The organism is Microcoleus sp. Pol1C5, assembly GCF_036701115.1.
In the GTDB taxonomy this organism is placed as follows: domain Bacteria; phylum Cyanobacteriota; class Cyanobacteriia; order Cyanobacteriales; family Microcoleaceae; genus Microcoleus.
The window spans coordinates 91,069-114,000 of the sequence record NZ_JAUBQE010000003.1; the positions used below are offsets into that span (position 1 = coordinate 91,069).

The following is a 22,932-nucleotide window of genomic DNA, read 5'->3' on the forward strand; positions in this document are numbered from 1 at the left end:
TATTAATTTTCCCAACTTTTGTTGGCAATAAGGACTTTATTCCTTATTGCCAACAAAACTAATTACTGGAAATTAATGCTCAATTTTCAGAGATATAATCTTGTCACCTTGGCGGATAGCATTGACGACAGACATATCCTCAGTTTTGCCAAAAGTTGTGTGAACTCCATCTAGATGAGACTGGGGAGAATGGCAAATAAAGAATTGGCTGCCACCCGTATCGCGGCCTGCGTGAGCCATCGATAAAGTTCCTGCCAAATGTTTGTTGGAGTTAATTTCGCACTTGATTTTGTAGCCGGGGCCGCCCGTTCCATTGCCTTTTGGACAGCCACCTTGAATCATAAAGTTAGGAATGACTCGGTGAAAGGACAATCCATCGTAAAAACCTTTTTCCGCCAAGTCAACAAAATTCTTCACTGTGTTAGGCGCATCCGCATCGAACAATTCCAAATTGATTGTGCCTTTGTCGGTTTCCATAATAGCGCGGGTCATGATTTCTCCTGGCTTCCTAAAATGAGTGTGTTGCCTGCGTTTTAATTGCGGACTTCGCTTTGATAACGACAGGTTTCAAACTGTCGTTATATTGTGGCTTTCAGAAGTGTAGCATATTCCCGCAACTCTCATAGGACTTATGTGCACTTTCTGAGGAAACTCGGTTTATTGCGAGATTTCTGGTTAGCAAAGCCAATATTTTCCGAGACACCGAGTTTGTTACCCTCAGTCATATTTTAATTGTTGGTCACTTGCGGGCGATCGGGTTCTTCCTGAATATCGTTCATATTAAAAATGAAAGGAACCCGACTCGAACCTGCGCCCATAACCAGCACTTTTGGCATCTGAGCCCCGCCGCTTCTCCAAGCTTCGATAGCCTCTTTTTGCAGAACTAAATTGCCGCCCTGAGCCTTCAAAGTTTCCGCCAAAAGTCTTTGAGCTTCCGCCCTACCTTGAGCGCGGTTAATGTCAGCTTGAGCCTGTTGTTCTGCTTCCTGAGCCACATAAACAGCCCTTTGCGCCCGCTGTTCAGCAACCTGTTTCTCCTCAACCGCTTTCGCAAAATCTGTGGAGAATCGAATGTTAACAACGCTCGTATCGAGTACGATTACATCATACTTTGATAGCCTTTCCTTCAGCGCAGTATCAAAGTCTCTCTTCAGTTCACTTCTTTGAGTAATAGATTGTTCGGCGGTTCTCAGTGCAGCCGCTGTTTTAAATGCTTCTTGAGTCTGAGGAGCAATAATTTTTGAGACTATATTCTCCAAAGTTCCTTGAGTTCTTCTGATCTCAACTATTCTCTCAGCATCAAGGCGAAAATTGATCGCAAAACTAGCATTTAAATCCTGAAGGTCTTTAGTAGCACTCTGGGCGGGAACTTCAAATTTTTGCACTGTTACATCGTACACATCTACCTTAGATATCAGCGGGGGTCTGAGGTGAAACCCCTCTAACAATGCTCCATCTGTGGCTTTTCCTAAAACGCTGACTACTCCTGCTTCGCCTGGATTGATGACGACAAAAGAGTTTAATGCGATGAGTAGCGCGCCTACTAATAGAATCCCAGCGATTGCTGAGGATATGCTCTGAAAACTTTGATTTTTCAACTTACACGCTCCTTTGTGCTCATTCCATTATAATGGTTAAATAGATTCCGTCGCCTCTCAAGTCTAAAATCTAAAATTACAATCTAAAATAGATGGGGTTGCCTCTGAAATCTCAAATCTAAAATGGATGGGCTGATGCTCAAAATTGTTAAATATCCTAGAACTTATCACATCGAAGGTTCGCGTTTCCAACCAGGCGATGAAGACCTCGACAGCGTGCCATTTAGCGCCCTGATCGATCGCCCTCTAATTATAGAAGAAAAGGTAGACGGCGCTAATACAGGCATCAGCTTCGCATCAGATGGACAAATGCTGCTGCAAAGTCGCGGCCACTATCTCACCGGCGGGCCGAGGGAAAAACATTTTAACTTATTCAAACAGTGGGCTTTCAGTCTCAGCGGTGTGCTGGGAGAAGTGCTGGGAACTCGCTACATTCTTTACGGCGAATGGCTTTATGCCAAACACACTGTTTTTTATGATTTTTTGCCGCACTATTTTATGGAGTACGACGTGCTGGACTTAGAAACCAGTCAATTTCTGAGTACAGAATCCCGCCAGAAGTTGTTAAGCGGACTGCCGTTAGTGTCAGTTCCCGTGCTGTTTTCGGGAGTGCTGAAATCGCACAAGCAAATGATGCAGTTTATGGAAAAATCTAATTTTATTCAACCGGGACATTTGGATCGGTTGCGTTTGTCCAGTCGGGAATTGGGGTTAGATGAAGAACGGTGTTTGAAAGAGACTGACAAGAGTGAGATTATGGAGGGTCTGTACATTAAAATTGAAGAAGATGGCATAGTAAAGGCGCGTTACAAATACGTGCGCGCCAGCTTTTTGACTGCTATTAAGAATGCCGAAGGACATTGGCTAAATCGCCCAATTATACCCAATATTCTGCGTCCCGATGTGAATTTATTTAATTTTAGTTAACCAGCAGGTGAATTTATGAATGCACTGTTATCGCCATCGGCAACTTGGACTTTTCCCTTTTGTCCCGAACCGCCCGATTGGTTTCTGGATTGGGACAGCATTCAAAATCATTTCGATTGGATTCAAAACTTAAAAGGATGTCAGCAAGACCCGATTTATCACGCCGAAGGAGACGTTTTAATTCATACCCAAATGGTCTGCGAAGCATTAATCTCATCCCCGAATTGGCGGCAATTACCCGAAAAAGAACGATCGATACTTTTTGCCACCGCTTTGCTGCACGATGTCGCCAAACCAGCCTTTACAAAAATAGAAGCCGACGGCAGAATTAGCTCAAAAGGTCACGCCCGCCAAGGTGCCAGGATGGTCAGACAAATTTTATCTCAATTCGAGCCGCCTGTGCAGTTTGAGATTCGCGAAACAGTGGTGGCGATCGTCCAATTCGGCAGTTTACCCATCTGGCTGATCGACAAACCCAACCCGCAGCAGTCTGTAATTAAAGTCAGTCAAGTTGTCCGCTGCGATTTCCTCGCACTTTTAGCCGAAGCAGACGTGCGCGGCCGTCAGTGTAGCGACAGACAAGAACTGCTCGATAAAATAGAACTATTTCGGGAGTTTTGTCAAGAAAATAATTGTTGGGATTCTCCCCGACAATTCCCATCACCACACAGCCGATTTATCTACTTCCGCAAAGAGAACGGCAACCCGGATTACGAAGCATTTGACGACACTAAATGCGAAGTAATTTTGATGTCTGGCTTGCCAGGAAGCGGTAAAGATTATTGGATTCGGAAAAATCTCCCAGATTTGCCAGTAATCTCGCTGGATGCACTGCGAAAAGAGATGAATGTGCCTCCCGACGAAACACCTGGAAATGTGGTGACAGCAGCCAAACAAAGAGCGCGCGAATACATAAATGAGGGGCGTTCTTTTGTGTGGAATGCCACGAATACAACTAAACAAATGCGGCAGCAATTAATTAATTTTTTTGCTGCTTATCAAGCGCGAATTCGCATTGTTTATCTGGAAGTACCTCTAGAAGAAATATTGCAGCGGAATCGATCGCGCACAGCAACTGTACCGGAAGCAGTCATTCGCAAATTAGCTGCGCGGCTGGATATTCCAGATATCACAGAAGCGCATCAAGTTGAGTGGATAGTACCCGATCCGGCTACTTTAGCGGCTATTCCCCATAGTTAGCCATATTACTTCAACGCGCTACCAATTCCTTTTTCCCTAAAATAGAATCGTCATAATGCGCCAACAAATCAGCAGGGTGATCGTAAATTGCCGCAGCATTTGCCAGCGAAGCATCATCGAAACCTCCGCACCTAAAAGCAATTACTGGCACCCCGCACTTGCCCGCAGCTTCGATATCGTAAGGAGTATCAGCTAACATCACCGTCTGACTTGCTTCCATCTGCAATTTGCTCAAAGCAGCTTCCACAATATCCGGTTCCGGTTTAGAAGCTTCCGCATCACTCGATGTCGCCGCTTGCGCTTGATCCAATAAATCGTCAACTTGCGCAGCTTTCAGCAAACCGGAAAGTTCTTCGGTGGTAGCAGAAGTAGCAATAATTAGCCGCAATCCTTCTTTCTGCATTTTTAACAGCAAATCCCGCGAACCGGGGGTTGGAGAAAGTTCGGGAGCACGGTTAATAATTAGTTCTTTGCGTCGCTGTGCAATCTTTTTCCCGTCGCCTGCTTCGTCGGAAAGTCCTGATACCATTTTGGGTATAACTTTATCGCCTCCCATACCAATTAGCGGGCGAACTTTCTCGAACGGCACCTCGTAGCCGTAAGCCGCAAATGACTCTACCCAAGCTTGAGCGTGGGCGTCATTGCTGAGCGTCAGAGTACCGTCAATATCGAGAATTACTGCTTGCAATTTCATAACTTATTTGTTGTTAGTTATTAGACTTATTGTCAAAACCTGGTTTGTAGTAAGGACTGAAGTCCTTAACTAATTAATTAGCAAATCAGCGATGAAAGTTCTTACTACTAACCTTTGGTTAGTAGTAAGAACTTTCGTTTGTGTTAGGTTAGGAGTAAGCACTTTAGTCCTTAATTACTTAAGTCAATCGGGGACTGGCAAGCTTACTATTAACTTTTTGATTGGCTATTTCATGCCGGTGCCGTGCAATTTGGGATCGGGCTGCGGCGGTACTATTTCTGGCCCTAACGGTTGGGGATTGGCGACATATTCAAACTCGCCTTTGCCGTCCATTGATTTGCCTTTCGCCCAGCGTCCCTGGCTACTTTCGGAACCTTCAGAATGATTCCAAAACTGATAAGCAAATTCTGACTTTTCCAACTCCTGCGGGAAGGAACTCGGAACGGGTGTTGTTTCCATTCCCGAACTTTCTAAATCTTCGATCGCCGCCAGCCACAAATTTTGGTGCATCGTGTCGCGGGCGATCATAAAACTCAGGGTGTCTTTCACGCCCGGATCGTCTGACATTTCATACATCCGCACAGCCTGCAATCTTCCTTGCGATTCGGCGTGCAAATTCGAGCGAAAATCGGCTAAAAGATTGCCGCTAGCAACGATATAACGGCCGTTCCAGGGATACCCTACGCTGTCGCTAGGAAGTGCGCCCAAACCCGATACAATTGCGTGCTGCGGATTCATGCTGGCGGCGATCGCATCGCGCGGGCTGTTTCCTCCCATCACAGCACCCACCACAGCATCTTTGAAACCTTCTTCTTGCATAGATACAGGAGCTTTATCTAACAAGTGAGCAATCATAGTTGCTAGCATCTCGATATGCCCGATTTCTTCTGTACCGACATCAAGCAACATATCGCGATATTTGGCTGGACCTCGGCAGTTCCAACCTTGAAATAAATACTGCATCATCACGGTCATTTCGCCAAATGTACCGCCAATTAGTTCTTGTATTTTCTTGGCGTAAACGGCATCTGGCTTTTCTGGTCTTTTGTAATACTGTAGTGGCTTCTTATGGTAAAACATGGGGAATTCCTCCCTGGGTGTTTTGAACAAGTTTCATTATTTGTAACGCTGCCAACGAGCGAGGGGAATCATCTTTTAGTCATAAAGAAATTAAATCAAGCCCGGTTATCTTTATCACTTTAGTTTAATGCGGTTTCTCGCGATCGCGAACTAAGACTCTCTTAAATTTGGTCGATCGTACATTCTATTTAAACAAACACAGCGCTGTGTCCTCCATGTCTCAAAAAACACGTCAAAACCGCCCTCCGGCAGGGGTATTAACCCCTATTGGAGAGCGGTTTTTCGGGTTTAGCGGACACTTATGTGCTGTGTCCATCCCCCTAGCTTCGAGTCCCCCTCTTGTTAAGCGGGATGGGGAGAATTAGTGGAATCAATGAGTTTGATAATTTTCCTCAGTCCAACAGCGCGGCAGAGCTTCACCGGAAGGAAAGACTAAATTACTTTTTGGAAAAGTTGCTTTCTCTTGCTCTTCTTGACCAGCTTGATTTTTTCCCGTCACTTCATTTTTTGTAGGGCTAATTAAAGCATCTACATCCAGGATTTCTATCAAGTCGCCTGATTCTTTTTCTTGTAAAAGCATAGTTTTTCCGTGAAGGGTAAATCCGAGTTAGGGTTTGAGGACAATTTTGATGCAGTTGTCTTTTTTGTTGAGGAAAATATCGTAGCCGTGGGGCGCTTCATCCAATTTCATTCGGTGCGTAATTACGAATGATGGGTCAATTTCGCCTTTTTGAACGCGATCGAGCAAAAGCCGCAAATAGCGCTGAACGTGCGTCTGTCCCATTTTCATGGTCAAGGCTTTGTTGAAAGCTGCACCTAATGGCACTTTGTCAACGAAGCCGCCGTAAACGCCGGGAATTGACACTGTACCACCCTTGCGACACGCGAGGATCACTTGTCGCAGGGCCGTAGGTCGATCGCTCTCCAACCGCACAGCTTGCTTGGCTTTGTCGTACAAAGCGTCGAGACCGGTGCCGTGGGCTTCCATCCCTACCGCGTCGATGCAAGAGTCGGGTCCGCGTCCCCCCGTCATTTCGGTGACTGCTTCCCCGGCGTCTATTTCTTCGTAATTGATGATTTCAGCTTTCGCCGCGGCCGCCATTTGCAAGCGTTCCGGTATGCGGTCGATCGCAATTACTCGCTCGGCCCCCAGCATAAACGCGCTTCTGATTGCAAATTGTCCGACCGGCCCACATCCCCAAACAGCTACAGTATCCCCCGGCTGAATGTCGCAGTTTTCGGCCGCCATGTAACCGGTAGGAAAGATATCGGTGAGGAACAATACTTGCTCGTCAGAAAGTCCGTCGGGAATTTTTAAAGGGCCGACATCTGCAAACGGAACCCGCGCGTATTCTGCTTGACCTCCTGCATAGCCGCCCGTTAAATGCGAGTAGCCAAACAGTCCTGCAGGCGAATGACCGAACATTTTTTCAGCCAGCCCAGCATTGGGGTTGGAGTTGTCGCACAGCGACCACAAATCGCGGTTGCAAAAAAAGCAACTGCCGCAAGAAATAGTAAAAGGAACGATGACGCGATCGCCCTTTTTTAAGTTCTTGACTTCGCTACCGAGTTCGACTACTTCCCCCATGAATTCGTGACCCAGAATGTCGCCGGATTGCATTGTCGGGATGAAGCCATTGTAGAGGTGCAAATCTGAGCCGCAGATTGCTGTAGACGTGATTTTAACTATCGCATCGCGCGGATTGATAATTGTTGGGTCTGGTACATTATCAACGCGCACATCCTTTGCTCCGTGCCAGCAAAGAGCTTTCATTATTTTTTTCCTCTAGTTAACTACTAGCGAGCAAATTTTTGATTCTAAATCATACCTTTACTAAGCCGATAAATTACTCGCTTGGATGTTGCTAATCTTAAGCATATAAAATATTTCTTCTCTCTATCCGAGGTATAATATATAAATCTATCTTCCGGATGTTTTCAATAACGAAAATGTAAAGTTTCTTCTCCAACTAAAGTGCGGGGGATTTCACATTCTTCTGTTAAGCCCCAACAGTTATAGCAACCGCACCCGACGGTTAGAACGTTCTTAATTGCTGAAACCGTTGCGGAAGATTGCTTCTTCCTTCTCTCCTAGATAACTAAAGCCTTCTTCCTTCTCTTCTAGATAACTAAAGCCTTTTTCCTTTTTCATTTTTCCTTCTTCTTTCTTCCTTCAACATCTGCTATAACAGCTAACAACTACATAGCTGAGATTGTTTTTGTCGATCGCCGAGCGCTCTCCTCTCACAATGGATAAAATTTCCGCATTTTGCCTCACTATAGCCGATATTTTGCCTCACTTTAGATAAACAGCGACCGAAAACTTCTCACGTAAAAGCGGGTTTATCAATTATTAAGCAGGGTGCGTGACTTTTGTATAGCTCAACACCTCATCCCAATTAGGAGAATCCTGCACCCTGCTTAAGGAGGATTAATCGTCAAATATTGTATATTAGTTAGAGCTAAAAGCCGAGCTTGCGCTAAAGTTGTTAAAGATTAAAATTTATCGATCGCCTTTTATGCCTTACACTGCATCTACCCCAACAGACCCCAATCAACCCAACATCCGCAATGCCGACCACCGCTTACTAGAATTCACCAAGCTAACTCCGATGATGCAGCGGTATGTGGAAGTGAAAGAACAGTATCCCCACGCACTTTTATTGTTTCGAGTCGGAGATTTTTTTGAGTGTTTTTTCCAAGATGCAGTTACTATTTCGCAGGAATTAGAACTTGTTTGTACTAGCAAAGAAAGTGGCAAGGAAATCGGCAGAGTGCCGATGACAGGAGTGCCGCACCACGCCCTAGATCGCTACACTTCAATGTTAGTAGAAAAAGGCTATGCTGTGGTAGTTTGCGACCAAGTAGAAGATGCCTCGATTGCTGCGAAAGAAGGCCGTCAAGTCAAGCGAGAAATTACCCGCATTCTCACTCCCGGAACTTTGACTGATGACGGAATGCTCAAACCGAGACAAAATAATTTTTTAGCAGCAGTCGTCATCGCTGGGGAACATTGGGGATTGGCTTATACAGATATTTCTACGGGAGAATTCGTAACTACCCAAGCAGACAGTTTAGAACAATTAACCCTAGAATTGCTGCGCTTGCAGCCTTCGGAAGTCTTGGTACCGACTAATGCGCCGGATTTGGTGACTATGTTGAGGCCCGGAGAGAAATCAGAGCATTTACCCGATTGTTTGCCGAATTCGTTTTGCTATTCTTTGCGATCGCAAATTCCGTTTAGTTTGTCCGAAGCAAAACAGAGAATCCTGCAAAAGTTCAAAGTGCGATCGCTCGAAGGTATGGGATGCGGCCACCTTTCCCTCGCAGTGCGCGCCGCCGGAGGTTTGTTGCAATATCTCGAAGAAACTCAAAAGGAAAAAGCAGTTTCTTTGCAAAGATTGCACACTTACACTCTCACCGATTTTCTCATCCTCGACTACCAAACCCGCCGCAATCTTGAAATTACTCAAACAGTGAGAGATGGGGTTTTTCACGGTTCGCTGCTGTGGGCTATAGACAAAACCAGCACTGCAATGGGAGGCCGCGCTTTGCGCCGCTGGGTGCTGCAACCTTTGCTCAGCATTAAAGGCATTTGCGCCCGACACGACACGATTCAAGAATTAGTAGAAAATAACGCCCTGCGCCAAGATTTGCAGCAGTTGCTGCGCCAAATTTACGACATCGAAAGACTGACAGGCCGCGCCGGTTCAGGAACAGCTAGCGCTCGGGATTTGGTCGCTTTAGCTGATTCTCTCGGAAAACTCCCGGCATTAGCCTCGATCGCAGCCCAAGGGCGCTCGCCCTATTTGAAAGCGCTGCAAAATGTACCGCCAATTCTAGAAGAATTAGCAAGTAAAATTCACGCTCATTTAGTTGATGAACCGCCGATTCATTTAAAAGAAGGAGGTTTGATTCGACCGGGAATCAATGCCATCCTAGATGAGATGCGCCACACTGCATCAGCCGACCAAGAATGGATTGCAAATTTAGAAGCAACAGAGAGAAAACGGACGGGAATTTCTAATTTAAAAGTAGGCTACAATAAAGCTTTTGGCTATTACATCAGCATTACCAAATCGAAAGTAGACCAAGTGCCGAAGGACTACACCCGCAAGCAAACTCTCACCAATGAAGAACGCTACAGCACTGAAGAATTAAAAGAAAGGGAAGTGCGAATTCTGACAGCGCGGGAAGATTTAAATCAATTGGAATACGATATTTTTGCTCAAGTGCGATCGGAGGTAGGAGAACACGCCGAAATTATTCGCAACGTTTCCCGCGCCGTGGCGGCGGTCGATGTTTTGTGCGGTTTGTCCGAAGTAGCAGTTTACCAAAATTACTGCCGCCCGACTATGACAGAAAGCCGGGAAATTAAAATTATTGAAGGTTGTCATCCTGTGGTGGAAAAGTCTTTGCCGCCGGGATTTTTTGTACCTAATTCTGCTTTTTTGGGTCGGGAAGACTCGCTAAACCGCCCAGATTTAATTATTTTAACCGGGCCGAATGCTAGCGGGAAAAGCTGCTACTTGCGGCAGGTGGGTTTGATCCAGTTAATGGCGCAGATGGGCAGTTATGTGCCTGCGAAAGCGGCGAGTTTGGGAATTTGCGATCGCATTTTTACCCGCGTCGGTGCAGTAGACGATTTGGCAACGGGTCAATCTACGTTTATGGTGGAAATGAACGAAACTGCAAATATTCTCAATCACGCCACGCCGCAATCATTGGTGTTGTTAGACGAAATTGGCAGGGGAACGGCGACTTTTGACGGACTTTCTATTGCTTGGTCTGTGGCAGAATATTTAGCAACTGAGATTCGGGCGCGGACAATTTTTGCGACTCACTATCACGAGTTAAATGAGTTAGCTTCTATTTTGGATAATGTCGCTAATTATCAGGTGACAGTCAAAGAATTGCCGGATCAAATCGTATTTTTGCACCAAGTTCAGCCGGGAGGTGCTGACAAATCTTACGGAATTGAAGCGGGCAGATTAGCTGGTTTACCGCCGTCGGTGATTGACAGGGCGAGACAGGTGATGAAGCAGATTGAGAAACATAGCAAAATTGCGATCGGGCTGCGGAAAGGTGTTAAAAAAAATGGCAAAAAAGAGTGTGAGGGCGAACAGTTGGATATTTTTGAGGATTGAAATGATTAAATTGCGCTCCGAATCCACGACTTAGCTATCAACTCTATTTTAAGGTCAGTAATGCCCAGCTTACTGACCTTAAAATGACGAAATTGTGATACTATTCTTTAAGATATCAAAAGCTTTAAATAGGAGGATGAGATGCAAGGCAAAAGATTTATCCGAACTCTTCGCTTAAAAAACTTTCTATCCTACGGAAGTGAAGGAGAGGAAATAGAACTTCAACCCCTCAATGTGTTAATTGGCCCCAACGCATCTGGGAAGTCCAACTTGATTGATGCCGTGGGGATTTTACAGTCTACACCCAATGATATAAATACTCCATTTCGGCAAGGAGGCGGTATTGGCGAGTGGCTTTGGAAAGGTGATGAAAAAAATTCCAACCATATTCCAACAGCTACAATCGAGGCAACCGTAGATTACCCTGAAGAACCTATCCCCTTACGCTATCAAATCTCTTTCACGATGGTAGGTCAAAAACTAGAAATTGTAGATGAAGCTGTAGAAAATGAAGAAAAATTTGACCCAAGTTATAAAGATGTATATTTTTTCTACCGCTATCAAAATGGCAATCCAGTCTTAAATATTAGAAAGGTCTCAGAAGATGGAACAAGTACATACACTAATAGGGGCGAACGCCATCTTCGACGTGACGAGATAAATCCTTCTCAATCAGTTTTGTCCCAAAAACAAGACAAAGATTTTTACCCTGAATTAGCCTACTTAAACAATCAGTTTTCCAATATCCGTATTTATCGGGAATGGAATTTAGGCAGGTACACGCCACCAAGAAAGCCCCAACCATCTGATTTACCAAATGACTTTCTTGAAGAAGATGCAAGTAACCTTGCTCATGTTTTGCTCGATTTAGATTTCCAAGGTATTAAACCTTTACTAATCGAGCAGTTGCAAAAGTTCTACGAGGCAGTAGGTGACATCACAGCTAGACTTGAAGGCAGTACAATACAAACATTTCTCAGGGATAAAAAATTCAAGAGAGCAATTCCTGCTACCCGTTTATCAGATGGTACCCTTCGTTATTTGTGCTTGCTGACTTTACTTTGCCACCCAAGTCCACCGCCCCTGATTTGTATTGAAGAACCAGAATTAGGGTTGCATCCCGATATCTTATCGACTGTTGCTGAATTGCTAATTGCCGCATCTAAAAGAACTCAAATAATTGTTACTACTCATTCTGATGCTTTAGTTTCTGGTTTGAGTGAAGTTCCCGAATCCGTCTTAGTTTGCGAACAGAATAACACAGGCAGTCACTTGCGCCGTCTAGAGCCTCAGCAACTTAAAAAGTGGCTGGAAAAGTACACTCTAGGAGATTTATGGCGGATGGGACACATCGGAGGAAACCGATGGTAAGGGAGATTCGTATTTATATTGAAGGCATTGGAGATGAAAGTGAAGATGAAAGTACAACAGAAAATCTACCTCAAAAACGTCAGGGATTTAGGAGTAAAATTCCGGCAGGAAAAGAGACAACGGCGGGGCTGCGAGCGGGTTTTGTTCATCTCTTCAAAGAACTCTACGATCTCGCAGAGAGCAAAGGCATAAAAATCCTGTCAATCATGTCTGGATCTCGCCGCGATGCTTGCGAAGATTTCCTAATGAGTGTGGAATCTTATCCAGATGCTTTTAATGTTTTGCTTGTTGATTCTGAATCTCCTGTTTCTGAAACTCACACACCTTGGGAGCATTTAAGGAGCAGAAAAGAAGACCAACCTTGGATTTTGGCGACCCAGGGGCTTGATGATGACTGTTGCCACTTAATGGTACAAACTATGGAGGCTTGGTTTATTGCTAATATTGATGCTTTAAGCAAGTTTTATAATGGCGGATTTAAAGAAGATTATCTTCACAAAAGGCTGGGAAATCAAAGCGTGGAGAAAGTTTCCAAATACAACCTGAGTAAGTGGCTGATATCAGCCACTAATAAAACCTCTAAAGGTAAATATCACAAAACACGACACGCTCCCAAACTGTTAGAACTTTTAGATGTTGACAAGGTACGCAAGGCTTCTCCTAGTTGCGATCGCCTTTTCACAACAATAATTACCAAAATCCAAGAAGAGACATAAATACATTGCGTGTATGTAAGCCCTATTTACTTGCCATTTTGTAACTTTCTTACCTCTTTGTGCACGCTCATTCCAATTTCCAAAGCCTCATTCAGCAACCGCCCGTATTCAGTCGCCCGATCGCTCACATCCACCGCCATCAAAGCAGCTAAATTACTTTCAATATTAGCAAATAGCTCGTAACGGCGACCGATAAATTGCTGATTTTCCCTGAGAATCCTTTCTGTTTTCAAAGCACAGACTAAACTTTCTCTAGTAATTTTTAATGCTTCAATTGCATCTCCTCGGTTAATTAAATTGGCTTGTAAATTGCCAGCATCCGTTAGGCGATCGATAATATATAAAGCCTGAATTACCTCATGATACTTCTCAACTTCATCCAGCAGACCCGCCAGCGTTGCCAGAGGCTTTGCCTTAACCCATTTATAGATATTCCAAGCAACAGTAATCGCCAGCGATAAACCCAAAGTTATTTGTAAAACCCTGACAAATATCTCAGCATCGCTAAATGAACCAACATTATGTTTATTAGCCAGTAAAGCAACAGGCAGTGAAACAACTAATGTCACGCAAAATATTAGCAACTCATTCAACAAAAGAGAGAACAGCTTTTTCCCGTCCCGGAGTACAGCAGGTCGGTAAAAATCCGCTGCAAAACCGTCGCTCAAAGCTATTCCACTCAAATCCTCCAACTCCTTCTCAGAAATTTTTAACTGTTCCAAATCCGCTTGTATCACTCTTCAAAATCTCCTTTAATTGGGATTAATTACGATCCTCCCAGAGACATAATTGATTGCCACAGACTCATATAAAAATTGCTTTCTCGGTCTCGGAACAGTTGAAAAGCCATTCCCGGCGACCCCAAAAACGGTCTCAGCGTCCATCCCAACTGAGTCCCAACAAACGCATAAAGTCCCAACCAAAAGCGCAAAATATTTAGCCTGATGTCTTTGCCTTCCGCATCTTGTTCTGAAAGAAAGTGCATTCCTTGATAAATGAAACTTACTCCCAAAAATCCTGTGATTGCCATGATAGCAACATTCAGCAACAGATAAAAATTGTAATTGGTACTGCTTATGAGGAAAAACAAACTAACAGGTGCAAATCCAAACAGCAAAACGCTAATCATCGCCATCGCTGTCATCAACAATGTCAAATACTGTTCAAAAGTTCGTTTAGAACCAAACATGACATTAAAAAAGTACAGTGTGGGAAAGCAGATAATCAGCGTCAGCAAGTAAAGTGCTGGCAACTTAATTGCTGAAACTAGACATTGCATCCACGTACTAGAGGCACCTAATATCGCTCCGTAAATGCTAAAAAATACGGTACTAGAAATCAACAAACCGAAAATTTTAGATTTGAGCTTGACACCTTGGCGAATTTCTTCGAGAAACTGTTGCCGTTCCCGCAGCAAATACATTACTACTGAAAAATATTTCACGGGATCTCCTTGTGACTGATGCGACTCCGAATCAGTCATAACTCAAGCTGAGTTCGATCGGCAATCTTGCCAAACCAGGGCACTCTATGTTAACTAATGATTCTTGTACCCAGCTCACCGCAAGCTGAGAGGTGGAGGCGTTTTGAGAGATACTTGCCCAGCTAAACGGCTCAAACTGAATACAGTTATGCTTTGTATTCAATTTGTATTCATTTGTCTCCAAATTGTCTCCAAAAAGGGCGATCGGGTAGTCATTTGATACTCAGTTGATACTCAGTTTGCTCGTTCCGTAGTCAAATCGTAGTCATTTTGTATCCAATTTCTAGTCAATTTCTAGTCAATCCGACCCCTCGACAACCGAAAAAATCAGCAATAAAAAACCTCAAACCGTTGATTTATCATTGGTTTGAGGTTTTTGTAGGCGCAAGCGGGCAGCGGGAATCGAACCCGCATAGTTAGCTTGGAAGGCTAAAGTTTTACCACTAAACTATGCCCGCGCACAGAAACTAAACATACCACAAGCCTCTGGGAATTGCAAGAGATCTGTTCAAAAATTTTGAAGACCTCCCTCACACAGGCGGAATCGGGGCTGAATCGGGACTTGCGCGCCGATCGCCCCCTCGCCCCAAAAATCCCCGTCTCCCATGCTGCGTAAGACTTTACGGATGGAAATAATCGTAAATTTGCTGCGCCAGACGCGGGCCAATCCCAGAAACTTCTGCCAACTGTTCGGGAGTCGCTAAACGGAGATAGTCGATCGACCGAAAATGTGCCAACAATTGTTTTTGCCGGTGGTGTCCCAATCCCGGAATTTCATCAAGACGCGATCGCTTCATTCTCTCGCTTCTTCGATCGCGGTGAAAACTCACAGCAAATCTGTGGGCCTCATCCCGCACCCGGCGCAATAATTGTACCCCAGGCTGCTCAGAATTAGTTTGCAGTGGCAAAGATTCCCCCGGCAAAAATATCTCCTCTCGCTGCTTTGCCAAACTGACAACGCGCAACTCTTCTAGCAAATTCATTTCCCGCAAAACAGCCACAACTGCTGACAGTTGACCTTTGCCGCCATCTATCATAATTAAGTCTGGTTTGTCGGAAATAGTATGAGAAACCGAGGATAAATTGCTGATTTCTGCAGGTTCTTCTAAATCGCTAAATCCATCTTCCATCTTGGCCGTTTCTTCTTCCTTCAATCCTCGGAATCGGCGACCGATAACTTCTGCTAAACTAGCAAAATCATCAGAATGACCCGATTTAATTTCAGGATTTTTAATTTTGTAATGGCGGTAGTGTTGATTTGCCGGCAAACCGTCAATAAATACGACGCGGGAAGCTACGGCGTCAGAACCTTGAATGTGAGAAATATCGTAACCTTCAATGCGGCGAGGAACTTCTGGCAAATCGAGAATTTCTGCTAAATCTTGCATTGCTTGAGAATTGCGATCGCTCAATCTTTGCATTCTCGCCAATTCATACTCAGCATTGCGTTCCACCATCTCAATCAACTCAGCCTTAGTTTGCCGCTGCGGCGTCAAAATCGTAACTTTGCGCCCCTTACGGTTGCTCAACCAATCGGCTAATATTTCCGCTTCTGGCAATTCGTACTGCACAGAAATTTCGCTGGGAATTTCTACGGATTCGACATTTTGATAGTGTTCTTCCAACACCCGCTGTAAAATCGCTCCGGCCTCTATCCCTTTTGGTTCCTCCCCAAGGCTTGGGGGGGAGGAAAGAGAAAGTTGAGATAACTCTTGCTCCCCCTTTGCAAGGGGGGGTTGGGGAGGTATTTCCGCCATAAATCCCAATCTTCCGACCAATTGACCGGCCCGAATTTGGAACAATTGAACGCAAGCGTGCTGGGTGTCGGCTGCAAGTGCGATCGCATCTCTAGAAACCGTATCGTCGGGCAAAGACACTTTTTGACCCGCACTCAAAGACTGCAAACCCTTAATTTGGTCCCGAATGCGCGCCGCCGTTTCAAAGTTTAAATCTTCGGCTGCCTCTTCCATTTGGGGCTGCAAAATATCGAGCAATTCCTCAGTCCTTCCCTGGAAAATCATCGCTACTTTTTGGATGATTTTTCGATATTCTTCCGGCGAAGTTAACCCTTGACAAACGCCAACGCAGCGCCCGATGTCGTAATTCAAACAGGGACGGTCTTTAAACAGCGGTTGAGGGCGCTGCCGCAGCGGGAAAATTCGCTTAATTAAATGTAGCGTACTCCGCAGTGCCCCTGTATCGACGTAAGGGCCGTAATAGCGGTCTTTGGCACTACCTGCGCGGCGCTTGCGGGTGATAAAAATGCGCGGGTATTCCTCAGACCAAGTTATGCACAAATAAGGATATTTTTTATCATCTTTGAGGAGGACATTAAAGTAAGGTTGGTGCTGTTTTACGAGGTTTGCTTCTAACGCTAAAGCTTCTGCTTCGGTGTCGGTGGCGATGAATTCAATTTCGCGCACTTGCTGCACCATCATCGCGATGCGGGGACTAAGATTTTGGCTTTCGCGGAAGTAGGAACGGACGCGGTTTCGGAGTTTTTTGGATTTGCCGATGTAAAGGATGCGATCGCTCTCGTCTCGCATTAAATATACACCAGGAACCGCCGGAATTTCTTTGAGGCGACTTTCTAGGCGTTCCGAGTCTTTAACTAACGGCAGAGTTTTTGTGGATGGCATTGCAAGCTATCTCAGCAAAATAGAGACTGATTGTACACTCTTTTATTTTACCTTAATTAGGTCGATTTTGACTGCTGCTACCGCCGCCAAACCCACCGATTAAACTGGAAAATCACTTACAGTATCTGAGATAAAAACTTGCGGGTGCGTTCTTCCTTCGGGTTCTGAAAAAACTCTTCTGGTTGGGCTTCTTCCACTAAAACACCGCCATCCATCAACACAATGCGATCGGCAACTTCGCGCGCAAACCCGACTTCGTGAGTCACCACTACCATTGTAATTCCAGTTTGAGCCAAATTTCGCATTACATCTAACACTTCGCGCACCATCTCCGGGTCTAATGCTGATGTCGGTTCATCAAACAGCATGATTTTAGGCTGCATGGCTAGAGAACGTGCAATAGCGACCCGCTGCTGCTGTCCTCCAGACAACTGTCCGGGATATTTTTTTGCTTGTTCCAAAATTCCCACTCTTTCTAACAGTTGCATTGCCACTTCTTCGGCTTTTTTCTTGGGCCAGCGGCGCACCCATACTGGCGCTAGCATGACGTTTTGCAAAACTGATAAGTGGGGAAACAGGTTAAATTGCTGAAACACCATTCCTACTTCGCGGCGAATTGTCTCGATGTTGCGTAAGTCGTGGGAAAGTTCGATTCCGTCGATCGTAATTTTACCTTTTTGGTATTCTTCTAATGCGTTGAATGTGCGAATAAACGTCGATTTTCCCGAACCAGAAGGCCCCATCACGACAACGACTTCACCTCGGTTTACGGTCATGCTGACACCTCGCAGTACGTGAAATTGTCCGTACCATTTGTGGACGTTTTCTGCTACGATTACTTGTTCTGGGGCTGTTAGTTGAGTTTCCATAATATTTTTTTATTTTTTAACTGCAGATGAACGCAGATGAACGCTGATGAAAGTTGATGATTTTTTAGCGCTGGCCTACTCCTAATGTTCGCTCTATTTTGCGGCTGGCTAGGGACATTGAGTAGCAAAATATCCAATAAATGATGCCTACGAATATGTAAACTTCGGCGTACCTGCCGATATAGGATGGATTTGCTAAAACTGCGCGGGATATTCCGATTAATTCTAACATTCCGAATAGAGATAGCAGGGATGTATCCATGAATAATCCGATGAATTGACCGCCGATCGCCGGAATGACTATTCGCAGTGCTTGAGGCAGTACAATGAGAATTGTGAGTAGGGGTGTATTGAGTCCGATCGACCTCGCTGCTTCTATTTGTCCCCTGGGCACGGCCTGCAAGCCACCGCGCACGTTTTCCGCCAAGTATGCCGCACTAAATAACGTTAATCCAGCAATGGCTCTAATTACTCTATCCAATTTCGGATATTCTGGTGGCAAAAAGAGTTGCAGCATCACTTGACCTAAAAACAAAATGCCAATTAAGGGTAAACCGCGAATAATTTCAATGTATAGTGTTGATAACAGTCTTACAACTGGCAAAGAACTTTGTCTGCCCAGTGCTAGCAATACTCCCAAAGGAAAGGAAAGCACAATACTAATAACTGCTAAAAACAGAGTCAATACTAAACCGCCCCAATCATTTGTTGACACTTCGGCCAAACCCAACCCGCCTTTAATTAGCCACAAAACTATTGGGAAAGAAAGAACCCAAATTGCTGGCATCCAGCCCATGATTTTGGGGTGAATTTGCCTGCCGATGACATAGCTGGCGGCGGCTGCGATAATAATTCCTAAGAGGTAGAGGCGAGAGGTTAGGTCGATCGGCGAAATGACCGCACCTACAACCGCAGCACCGAGTATAATTAGTAAAGGCGGATTCCAAAGACGTTCTTGCCGCTGAATGTTTCCCCAAGTTAATCCTCCCAACAAGGCAATTATGGCCGTTACTATCCACAGCCGCCAGTAGGATTCGCGGGGAAATCTGCCGGCGAAAAATAGTGGCAAGTTAGCTTCTAAAACGCGCCACTGAGCTTTTGTTGTTGCCCAAACGATAATTCCTTTAATAGTTTGGAAGGCTAGAATTAGGCAAACTACCGTCAGAATGCTGTTGTACCAGGTACTAAATAAATTTTTGCGCGCCCAATTCCAAGGGGTAGGCGATTCGGTGGCTGGGGGCGGTAATATGGGGACAGTTTCCATATAGCGGTTTTCAATCCTATGACGTAGAGTAACAACCAGTTATTTTATTAACCCGCGTAGGCGGATTTTGTTTGTCTAGACGCGATTTCCAATCGCCACAGCTAAAAAAAATCCTACTTATTTTCGCCGATTTATCCAATCTTCTCCACCTGGTAACTGACTTAAATGCTGGGCTAACACTGCGGGTAAATCTTTGGCGGAATGGATATAAGTCAAGTTCAATAACCTCACAGCAGTTTGAATAATCAGGTTTCTATCCACCATCTCTGCAAGTTGAAATTGAGTATAAACACCATTCAATACTTCCTCCGCAGCCTCGGCAATCGCATCCTCAATCACCTCCTCCTCTATAAAACTCTCCCATTCATCAGAATTGATGTAATAAGATGTTTTATTATCTTTAATATTTACCTTTTTAATTTCTCTAATTGCATTGCGAATCGAACTTGCCCAAGAACCAGTTAATCGATGTTCAACTTGATTTTTAATCAAGTGAATAAGCAAAATATTTAAAAAAGATTGGATTTGTCGCAAAATAGCCTGTTTGCTCATTCCATCTAACTCATCGACTATTGCCAAAGCATCCGTATACCTTCCTTCCAATATGCTCTTTCTAAGAGCAATTAATTCTTGTGTCATTTGATCCACCTCCAATTTGATACTAGCAAGCCAAAGATAGTTGTGAGTTATTTATTATTGCTTAATCCTCAACTCACAAGTTTTAGTTACTCGGTCTAAGCTAAAGTCACTGTATGCCATTTAACGCACTCTCATTTTATTCCAATTAAAATAGATTAAATATAAACTATTTACCTCTCCTTGATTTGTACGGTTTTATTGTACCAATTCATGAACAGAGAAACTATCAAACTAATTGTTAGGTATGTTACCATGATAATTAACATTGCTTCGATCGCGCGACCGGTCTGATTCAACGTCGGAGAACCCACCACAAAATAAACGTCGGGATAAGCAACCGCAACCGCTAAACTCGAATTCTTAGCTAAATTCAGATACTGACTGGTTAAAGGCGGCACAATCACCCGCAAAGCTTGTGGCAAAATTACCATCCGCATCATTGTTCCAGACTTCAGCCCCAAAGACTTTCCCGCCTCCCACTGACCTCTCGATACTGACTGAATTCCGGCCCGCACAATTTCTGCAATGTAACTGCCAGTATACAAGCTGAGTCCTGTCACCAGGGCGGCAAATTCAGGAGTTAATTTTAATCCTCCTTCGAGTTGCAATTCTGGTGTCAGGCGGGGGAAATCTAGCCGAAAAGGCAGATTTTTGGTGATAATAAAAGCTAAGATTGCACTTAGCCCGATCGCACCTAGAGCCCAAAACAAATGTCTTCCCGGCTTAGCTTCTTCCCACATCACCCGCGCCCGCCACATCCACAGCGCCACCGCCGCCAAAACTCCGACAGTTAGCAAAATCAACCAAATCTCAAAACCCGGCAAAGCCACCGGTGTTGGTACAGCAATGCCACGATTTGTCAAGTAAATCGGCCCGCGTAACTGCGGGTTGTCTTCCAGTTTGGGCAGGGAAATGAAAACTGCAAAATACCAGAAAAATAATTGCAGCAATAACGGCGTATTTCGCAAAATTTCCACATACAAACCAGCCAAACTCCGCAGCAGCCAATTGTCGGAAAGGCGCGCAATTCCTACCGTCAAACCCGCAACTGTTGCAAAAATAATGCCGATACCCATCACCCGCAGCGAGTTGATTAAACCGACAAAATAAGCTTGCCTGTAACTGTTGGCGGGACTGTAGGGGATTACACTTTCACCGATGTCAAAAGATGCTTGGGAATTGAGAAAATCAAATCCAAACGCAATCCCCAGTTGCGAGTAATTGGCACTGAGATTATCCCAGAGAATGGCAACAACAACTATTACTAAAATTAGGGCGATCGCCTGTCCGGCTATTTTCCAGAAGCGATCGTCCCGCAGCAGTTTTGATATATCTTTAAATTTGGGCAATTTCTGCGATTTGCCCGGTTGAGGTTCTGGGTTCATAACTGTTTAATGTATAGCGCACTATACCTAACTTTAGCCGGCCTAAAATATCTTCTAGGGTAGACCTAGAAAGCACCTTAAAAGTCGTGTAAGCGCGGATTACCTTGCTGTCTAAAATATTTTGTTGGTTAACTGTTAACAGTTAACAGTTAACTGTCAACTGTTAACTAAAATTAACGGAACGGCGGCGAGTAAAGCAAACCGCCATCTTTCCAGAGTCTGTTTTGACCCCGTTCTAACTTGAGTGTACTTTTCGGGCCGAGGTTGCGATCGTACATTTCCCCGTAATTCCCGACTTTCTTCACAACGCGGACTGCGTAGTCGTTCGGGAGTCCCAAACCTTTACCTAAATCTCCTTCTGTTCCTAGCAAACGTTTGACGTTCGGGTCTGTAGTGCTTGCCACAATTTGGTCTACATTTCCCGAATTAATTCCTAAATCTTCAGCTTCAATGGCCGCAAAAATAACCCATTTCACCGCGTCCGACCATTTAGGATCGCCGCTTTTCACCGCTGGGGCTAACGGTTCTTTTGACATCACGATGGGCAAAACAACATTATTTTCGGAATTCGGCAGAGTTGTCCGCTTAGAAACAAGTTGCGATCGATCGGCAGTAACACCTTGACAGCGACCTTCTTGATAGGTAGCAAAGACAGCATTCACGTCTTCAAATACCACAGGAGTGTATTTAACTCCTAATTTTCGCATTTGGTCGGACAAATTTTGTTCGGTGCTCGTACCTGTCTGCACGCAGATAGATTTGCCCGCAAAATCTTTTAAACTTTTGATGCCGCTGTCTTTTTTGACCATGATGCTTTGAGAGTCATAAAAGATCACCGGGGCAAATTCCAGTCCGGTAGTGCTGTCGCGACTCGCCGTGTAGGTGGTATTTCGGCTGAGAATGTCGATTTCTCCCGCCTGCAAAACTGTAAATCTATCTTTAGCGTTGAGCTTTCGGTACTCGACTTTTTCGGGATCGTCAAATATTGCCGCCGCTACCGCCCTGCACACATCCACATCCAGTCCCGAATATTTGCCCTTTTCGTCTACAAAGCTAAAACCCGGCAGTTCGCCACTGACGCCACAAATCAGTTTGCCGCGGCTGACAATTGTATCTATCCGGCTGGAACCTTGTTGCGAGTTGCCACCTGCAGTAGTTGTTGCTGTTGTTTGTCCGATTTGTGCCGATCGATCCCTACAAGATGCCAACGGTGCCACAAATAACACGCTTGCTAGTAGCAGAAATCCCCATTTACGCATAGATTTTAGTAGAACGCTTTCCTGACAATCCTACCTTGTAGCTGTCGAGAACTGTGGCGATGATCTGCGAACTACAACAGCCTCCGGCTTCAAATTAGCCATTCTGCATCCGGTGCTGCACTGCGGCCACTGCACCGACTACCCGCCTGTTTTTTTTTAGCAAACTGGGAGCCCAGAGTTGGAAACCCGGTTTCCGGCTGGAGGTCTGGTCGTCAAACCTAAGATTTATCCTTGAAACCCGGTTTCTTTTCTGCTATTTCTGCCCAGCGCGAGGGCTCATCGCCCTTCCCTGGAACATTTATACGATTTTGATTGAATGGGCTCACAGTAGCTCTGGTGCTAGCCGCTGCTCAGCTAAATCGCGGATTAGGGAAAGCCGAGACTGGATGTATTCGTCCAACACATCTGCTTCTTTGCCATTAAGCGCAGAGTTCGTCTTTAACTGCTTTAGCAGCCACTGTACCAAGGTCGCATCGTCCAAATTGACTAACAAAGTAGCTTGGGTGGTCTCAATTAATGACCAGAGTTGGCGTAACATGACTGGAGTCATAAAACCTCGTTGAGCGTAAATACGCACTTAATGGGCGGGCCTAGCGAAAAGCTAGTCTTGGTGTCTCAAGCCGGTAGACGAAAAGTAGCCTCAAAGCTATCGGCTTAATGA

General features: G+C 44.9%; 20 protein-coding genes and 1 tRNA gene. 5 read left to right on the forward strand and 16 right to left on the reverse strand.

All coding sequences use genetic code 11. The annotated features are described in order from the left end of the window. Positions 1–72: 72 nt before the first annotated feature. Positions 73–492: a peptidylprolyl isomerase gene (locus QUA23_RS02545; protein ID WP_190732048.1), complete on the reverse strand. Its 420-nt coding sequence runs from the start codon at positions 490–492 to the stop codon at positions 73–75. Positions 493–728: 236 nt separating this feature from the next. Beyond that, complete coding sequence (locus tag QUA23_RS02550) at positions 729–1,598, reverse strand: prohibitin family protein (RefSeq protein WP_333073019.1); 870 nt, start codon at positions 1,596–1,598, stop codon at positions 729–731. Between the two features lie 135 nt (positions 1,599–1,733). Between QUA23_RS02550 and QUA23_RS02555 the strand changes: the two genes are divergently transcribed. Together QUA23_RS02555 and QUA23_RS02560 are read left to right on the forward strand one after the other, a co-directional pair. Beyond that, the gene (locus QUA23_RS02555; RefSeq protein WP_333073020.1) at positions 1,734–2,525 is read left to right on the forward strand and encodes an RNA ligase family protein; all 792 of its coding nucleotides are present in this window, start codon (positions 1,734–1,736) and stop codon (positions 2,523–2,525) included. Between the two features lie 15 nt (positions 2,526–2,540). Beyond that, positions 2,541–3,725, forward strand: a complete 1,185-nt coding sequence (locus tag QUA23_RS02560; protein ID WP_333073021.1) for an AAA family ATPase — start codon at positions 2,541–2,543, stop codon at positions 3,723–3,725. Between the two features lie 10 nt (positions 3,726–3,735). Here QUA23_RS02560 and QUA23_RS02565 read toward each other — a convergent pair whose 3' ends face one another. The 4 genes from QUA23_RS02565 to QUA23_RS02580 form a co-directional block, all read right to left on the reverse strand. Next, complete coding sequence (locus QUA23_RS02565; protein WP_333073022.1) at positions 3,736–4,419, reverse strand: HAD family hydrolase; 684 nt, start codon at positions 4,417–4,419, stop codon at positions 3,736–3,738. Positions 4,420–4,644: 225 nt separating this feature from the next. Then, entirely contained in the window at positions 4,645–5,499 is an 855-nt protein-coding gene (locus QUA23_RS02570; protein WP_333073023.1) for a manganese catalase family protein, read from the reverse strand. A gap of 370 nt (positions 5,500–5,869) precedes the next feature. Then, positions 5,870–6,079 (reverse strand): acetyltransferase, encoded by a 210-nt coding sequence (locus tag QUA23_RS02575; RefSeq protein WP_333073024.1) that lies wholly within the window; start codon positions 6,077–6,079, stop codon positions 5,870–5,872. Positions 6,080–6,106: 27 nt separating this feature from the next. After that, on the reverse strand, positions 6,107–7,273 hold the full coding sequence (locus QUA23_RS02580; protein ID WP_333073025.1) for a zinc-dependent alcohol dehydrogenase: 1,167 nt from the start codon (positions 7,271–7,273) through the stop codon (positions 6,107–6,109). A gap of 745 nt (positions 7,274–8,018) precedes the next feature. On the opposite strand from QUA23_RS02580, the gene mutS reads away from it, so the two are divergent. From mutS to QUA23_RS02595, 3 genes are all read left to right on the forward strand, one after another. Beyond that, the gene (mutS, locus tag QUA23_RS02585) at positions 8,019–10,646 is read left to right on the forward strand and encodes a DNA mismatch repair protein MutS (RefSeq protein WP_333073026.1); all 2,628 of its coding nucleotides are present in this window, start codon (positions 8,019–8,021) and stop codon (positions 10,644–10,646) included. Between the two features lie 141 nt (positions 10,647–10,787). Beyond that, the gene (locus QUA23_RS02590; protein ID WP_333073028.1) at positions 10,788–12,017 is read left to right on the forward strand and encodes an AAA family ATPase; all 1,230 of its coding nucleotides are present in this window, start codon (positions 10,788–10,790) and stop codon (positions 12,015–12,017) included. Further along, positions 12,011–12,733 carry a DUF4276 family protein gene (locus QUA23_RS02595; RefSeq protein ID WP_333073029.1) on the forward strand — a complete coding sequence of 241 codons (723 nt, stop codon included), beginning with the start codon at positions 12,011–12,013 and terminating at the stop codon, positions 12,731–12,733. The genes QUA23_RS02590 and QUA23_RS02595 overlap by 7 nt, the downstream gene beginning before the upstream one ends. A gap of 26 nt (positions 12,734–12,759) precedes the next feature. On the opposite strand, the gene QUA23_RS02600 is transcribed toward QUA23_RS02595, so the two are convergent. From QUA23_RS02600 to QUA23_RS02645, 10 genes are all read right to left on the reverse strand, one after another. Then, positions 12,760–13,470, reverse strand: coding sequence for a hypothetical protein (locus QUA23_RS02600; RefSeq protein WP_333073030.1), 711 nt, complete (start codon positions 13,468–13,470; stop codon positions 12,760–12,762). Positions 13,471–13,499: 29 nt separating this feature from the next. After that, a complete protein-coding gene (locus QUA23_RS02605) occupies positions 13,500–14,177 on the reverse strand; it encodes an actin-binding WH2 domain-containing protein (protein ID WP_333073031.1) in 678 nt (225 codons plus the stop codon). A gap of 426 nt (positions 14,178–14,603) precedes the next feature. Then, positions 14,604–14,674 (reverse strand) — tRNA-Gly (locus QUA23_RS02610). Between the two features lie 162 nt (positions 14,675–14,836). Continuing rightward, positions 14,837–16,855: an excinuclease ABC subunit UvrC gene (gene uvrC, locus QUA23_RS02615; protein WP_333073032.1), complete on the reverse strand. Its 2,019-nt coding sequence runs from the start codon at positions 16,853–16,855 to the stop codon at positions 14,837–14,839. A gap of 116 nt (positions 16,856–16,971) precedes the next feature. Next, positions 16,972–17,724 carry an amino acid ABC transporter ATP-binding protein gene (locus tag QUA23_RS02620; protein WP_333073033.1) on the reverse strand — a complete coding sequence of 251 codons (753 nt, stop codon included), beginning with the start codon at positions 17,722–17,724 and terminating at the stop codon, positions 16,972–16,974. 64 nt (positions 17,725–17,788) lie between these two features. Then, positions 17,789–18,988 (reverse strand): amino acid ABC transporter permease, encoded by a 1,200-nt coding sequence (locus QUA23_RS02625; protein ID WP_333073034.1) that lies wholly within the window; start codon positions 18,986–18,988, stop codon positions 17,789–17,791. A 117-nt stretch (positions 18,989–19,105) separates the two neighbouring features. Beyond that, the gene (locus QUA23_RS02630) at positions 19,106–19,627 is read right to left on the reverse strand and encodes a DUF29 family protein (protein ID WP_333073036.1); all 522 of its coding nucleotides are present in this window, start codon (positions 19,625–19,627) and stop codon (positions 19,106–19,108) included. A gap of 170 nt (positions 19,628–19,797) precedes the next feature. Next, positions 19,798–21,012, reverse strand: coding sequence for an ABC transporter permease subunit (locus QUA23_RS02635; RefSeq protein WP_333073037.1), 1,215 nt, complete (start codon positions 21,010–21,012; stop codon positions 19,798–19,800). 173 nt (positions 21,013–21,185) lie between these two features. After that, complete coding sequence (locus QUA23_RS02640; protein ID WP_333073039.1) at positions 21,186–22,271, reverse strand: amino acid ABC transporter substrate-binding protein; 1,086 nt, start codon at positions 22,269–22,271, stop codon at positions 21,186–21,188. Between the two features lie 322 nt (positions 22,272–22,593). Beyond that, complete coding sequence (locus QUA23_RS02645; protein ID WP_190656515.1) at positions 22,594–22,821, reverse strand: hypothetical protein; 228 nt, start codon at positions 22,819–22,821, stop codon at positions 22,594–22,596. Between the last annotated feature and the right edge of the window lie 111 nt (positions 22,822–22,932).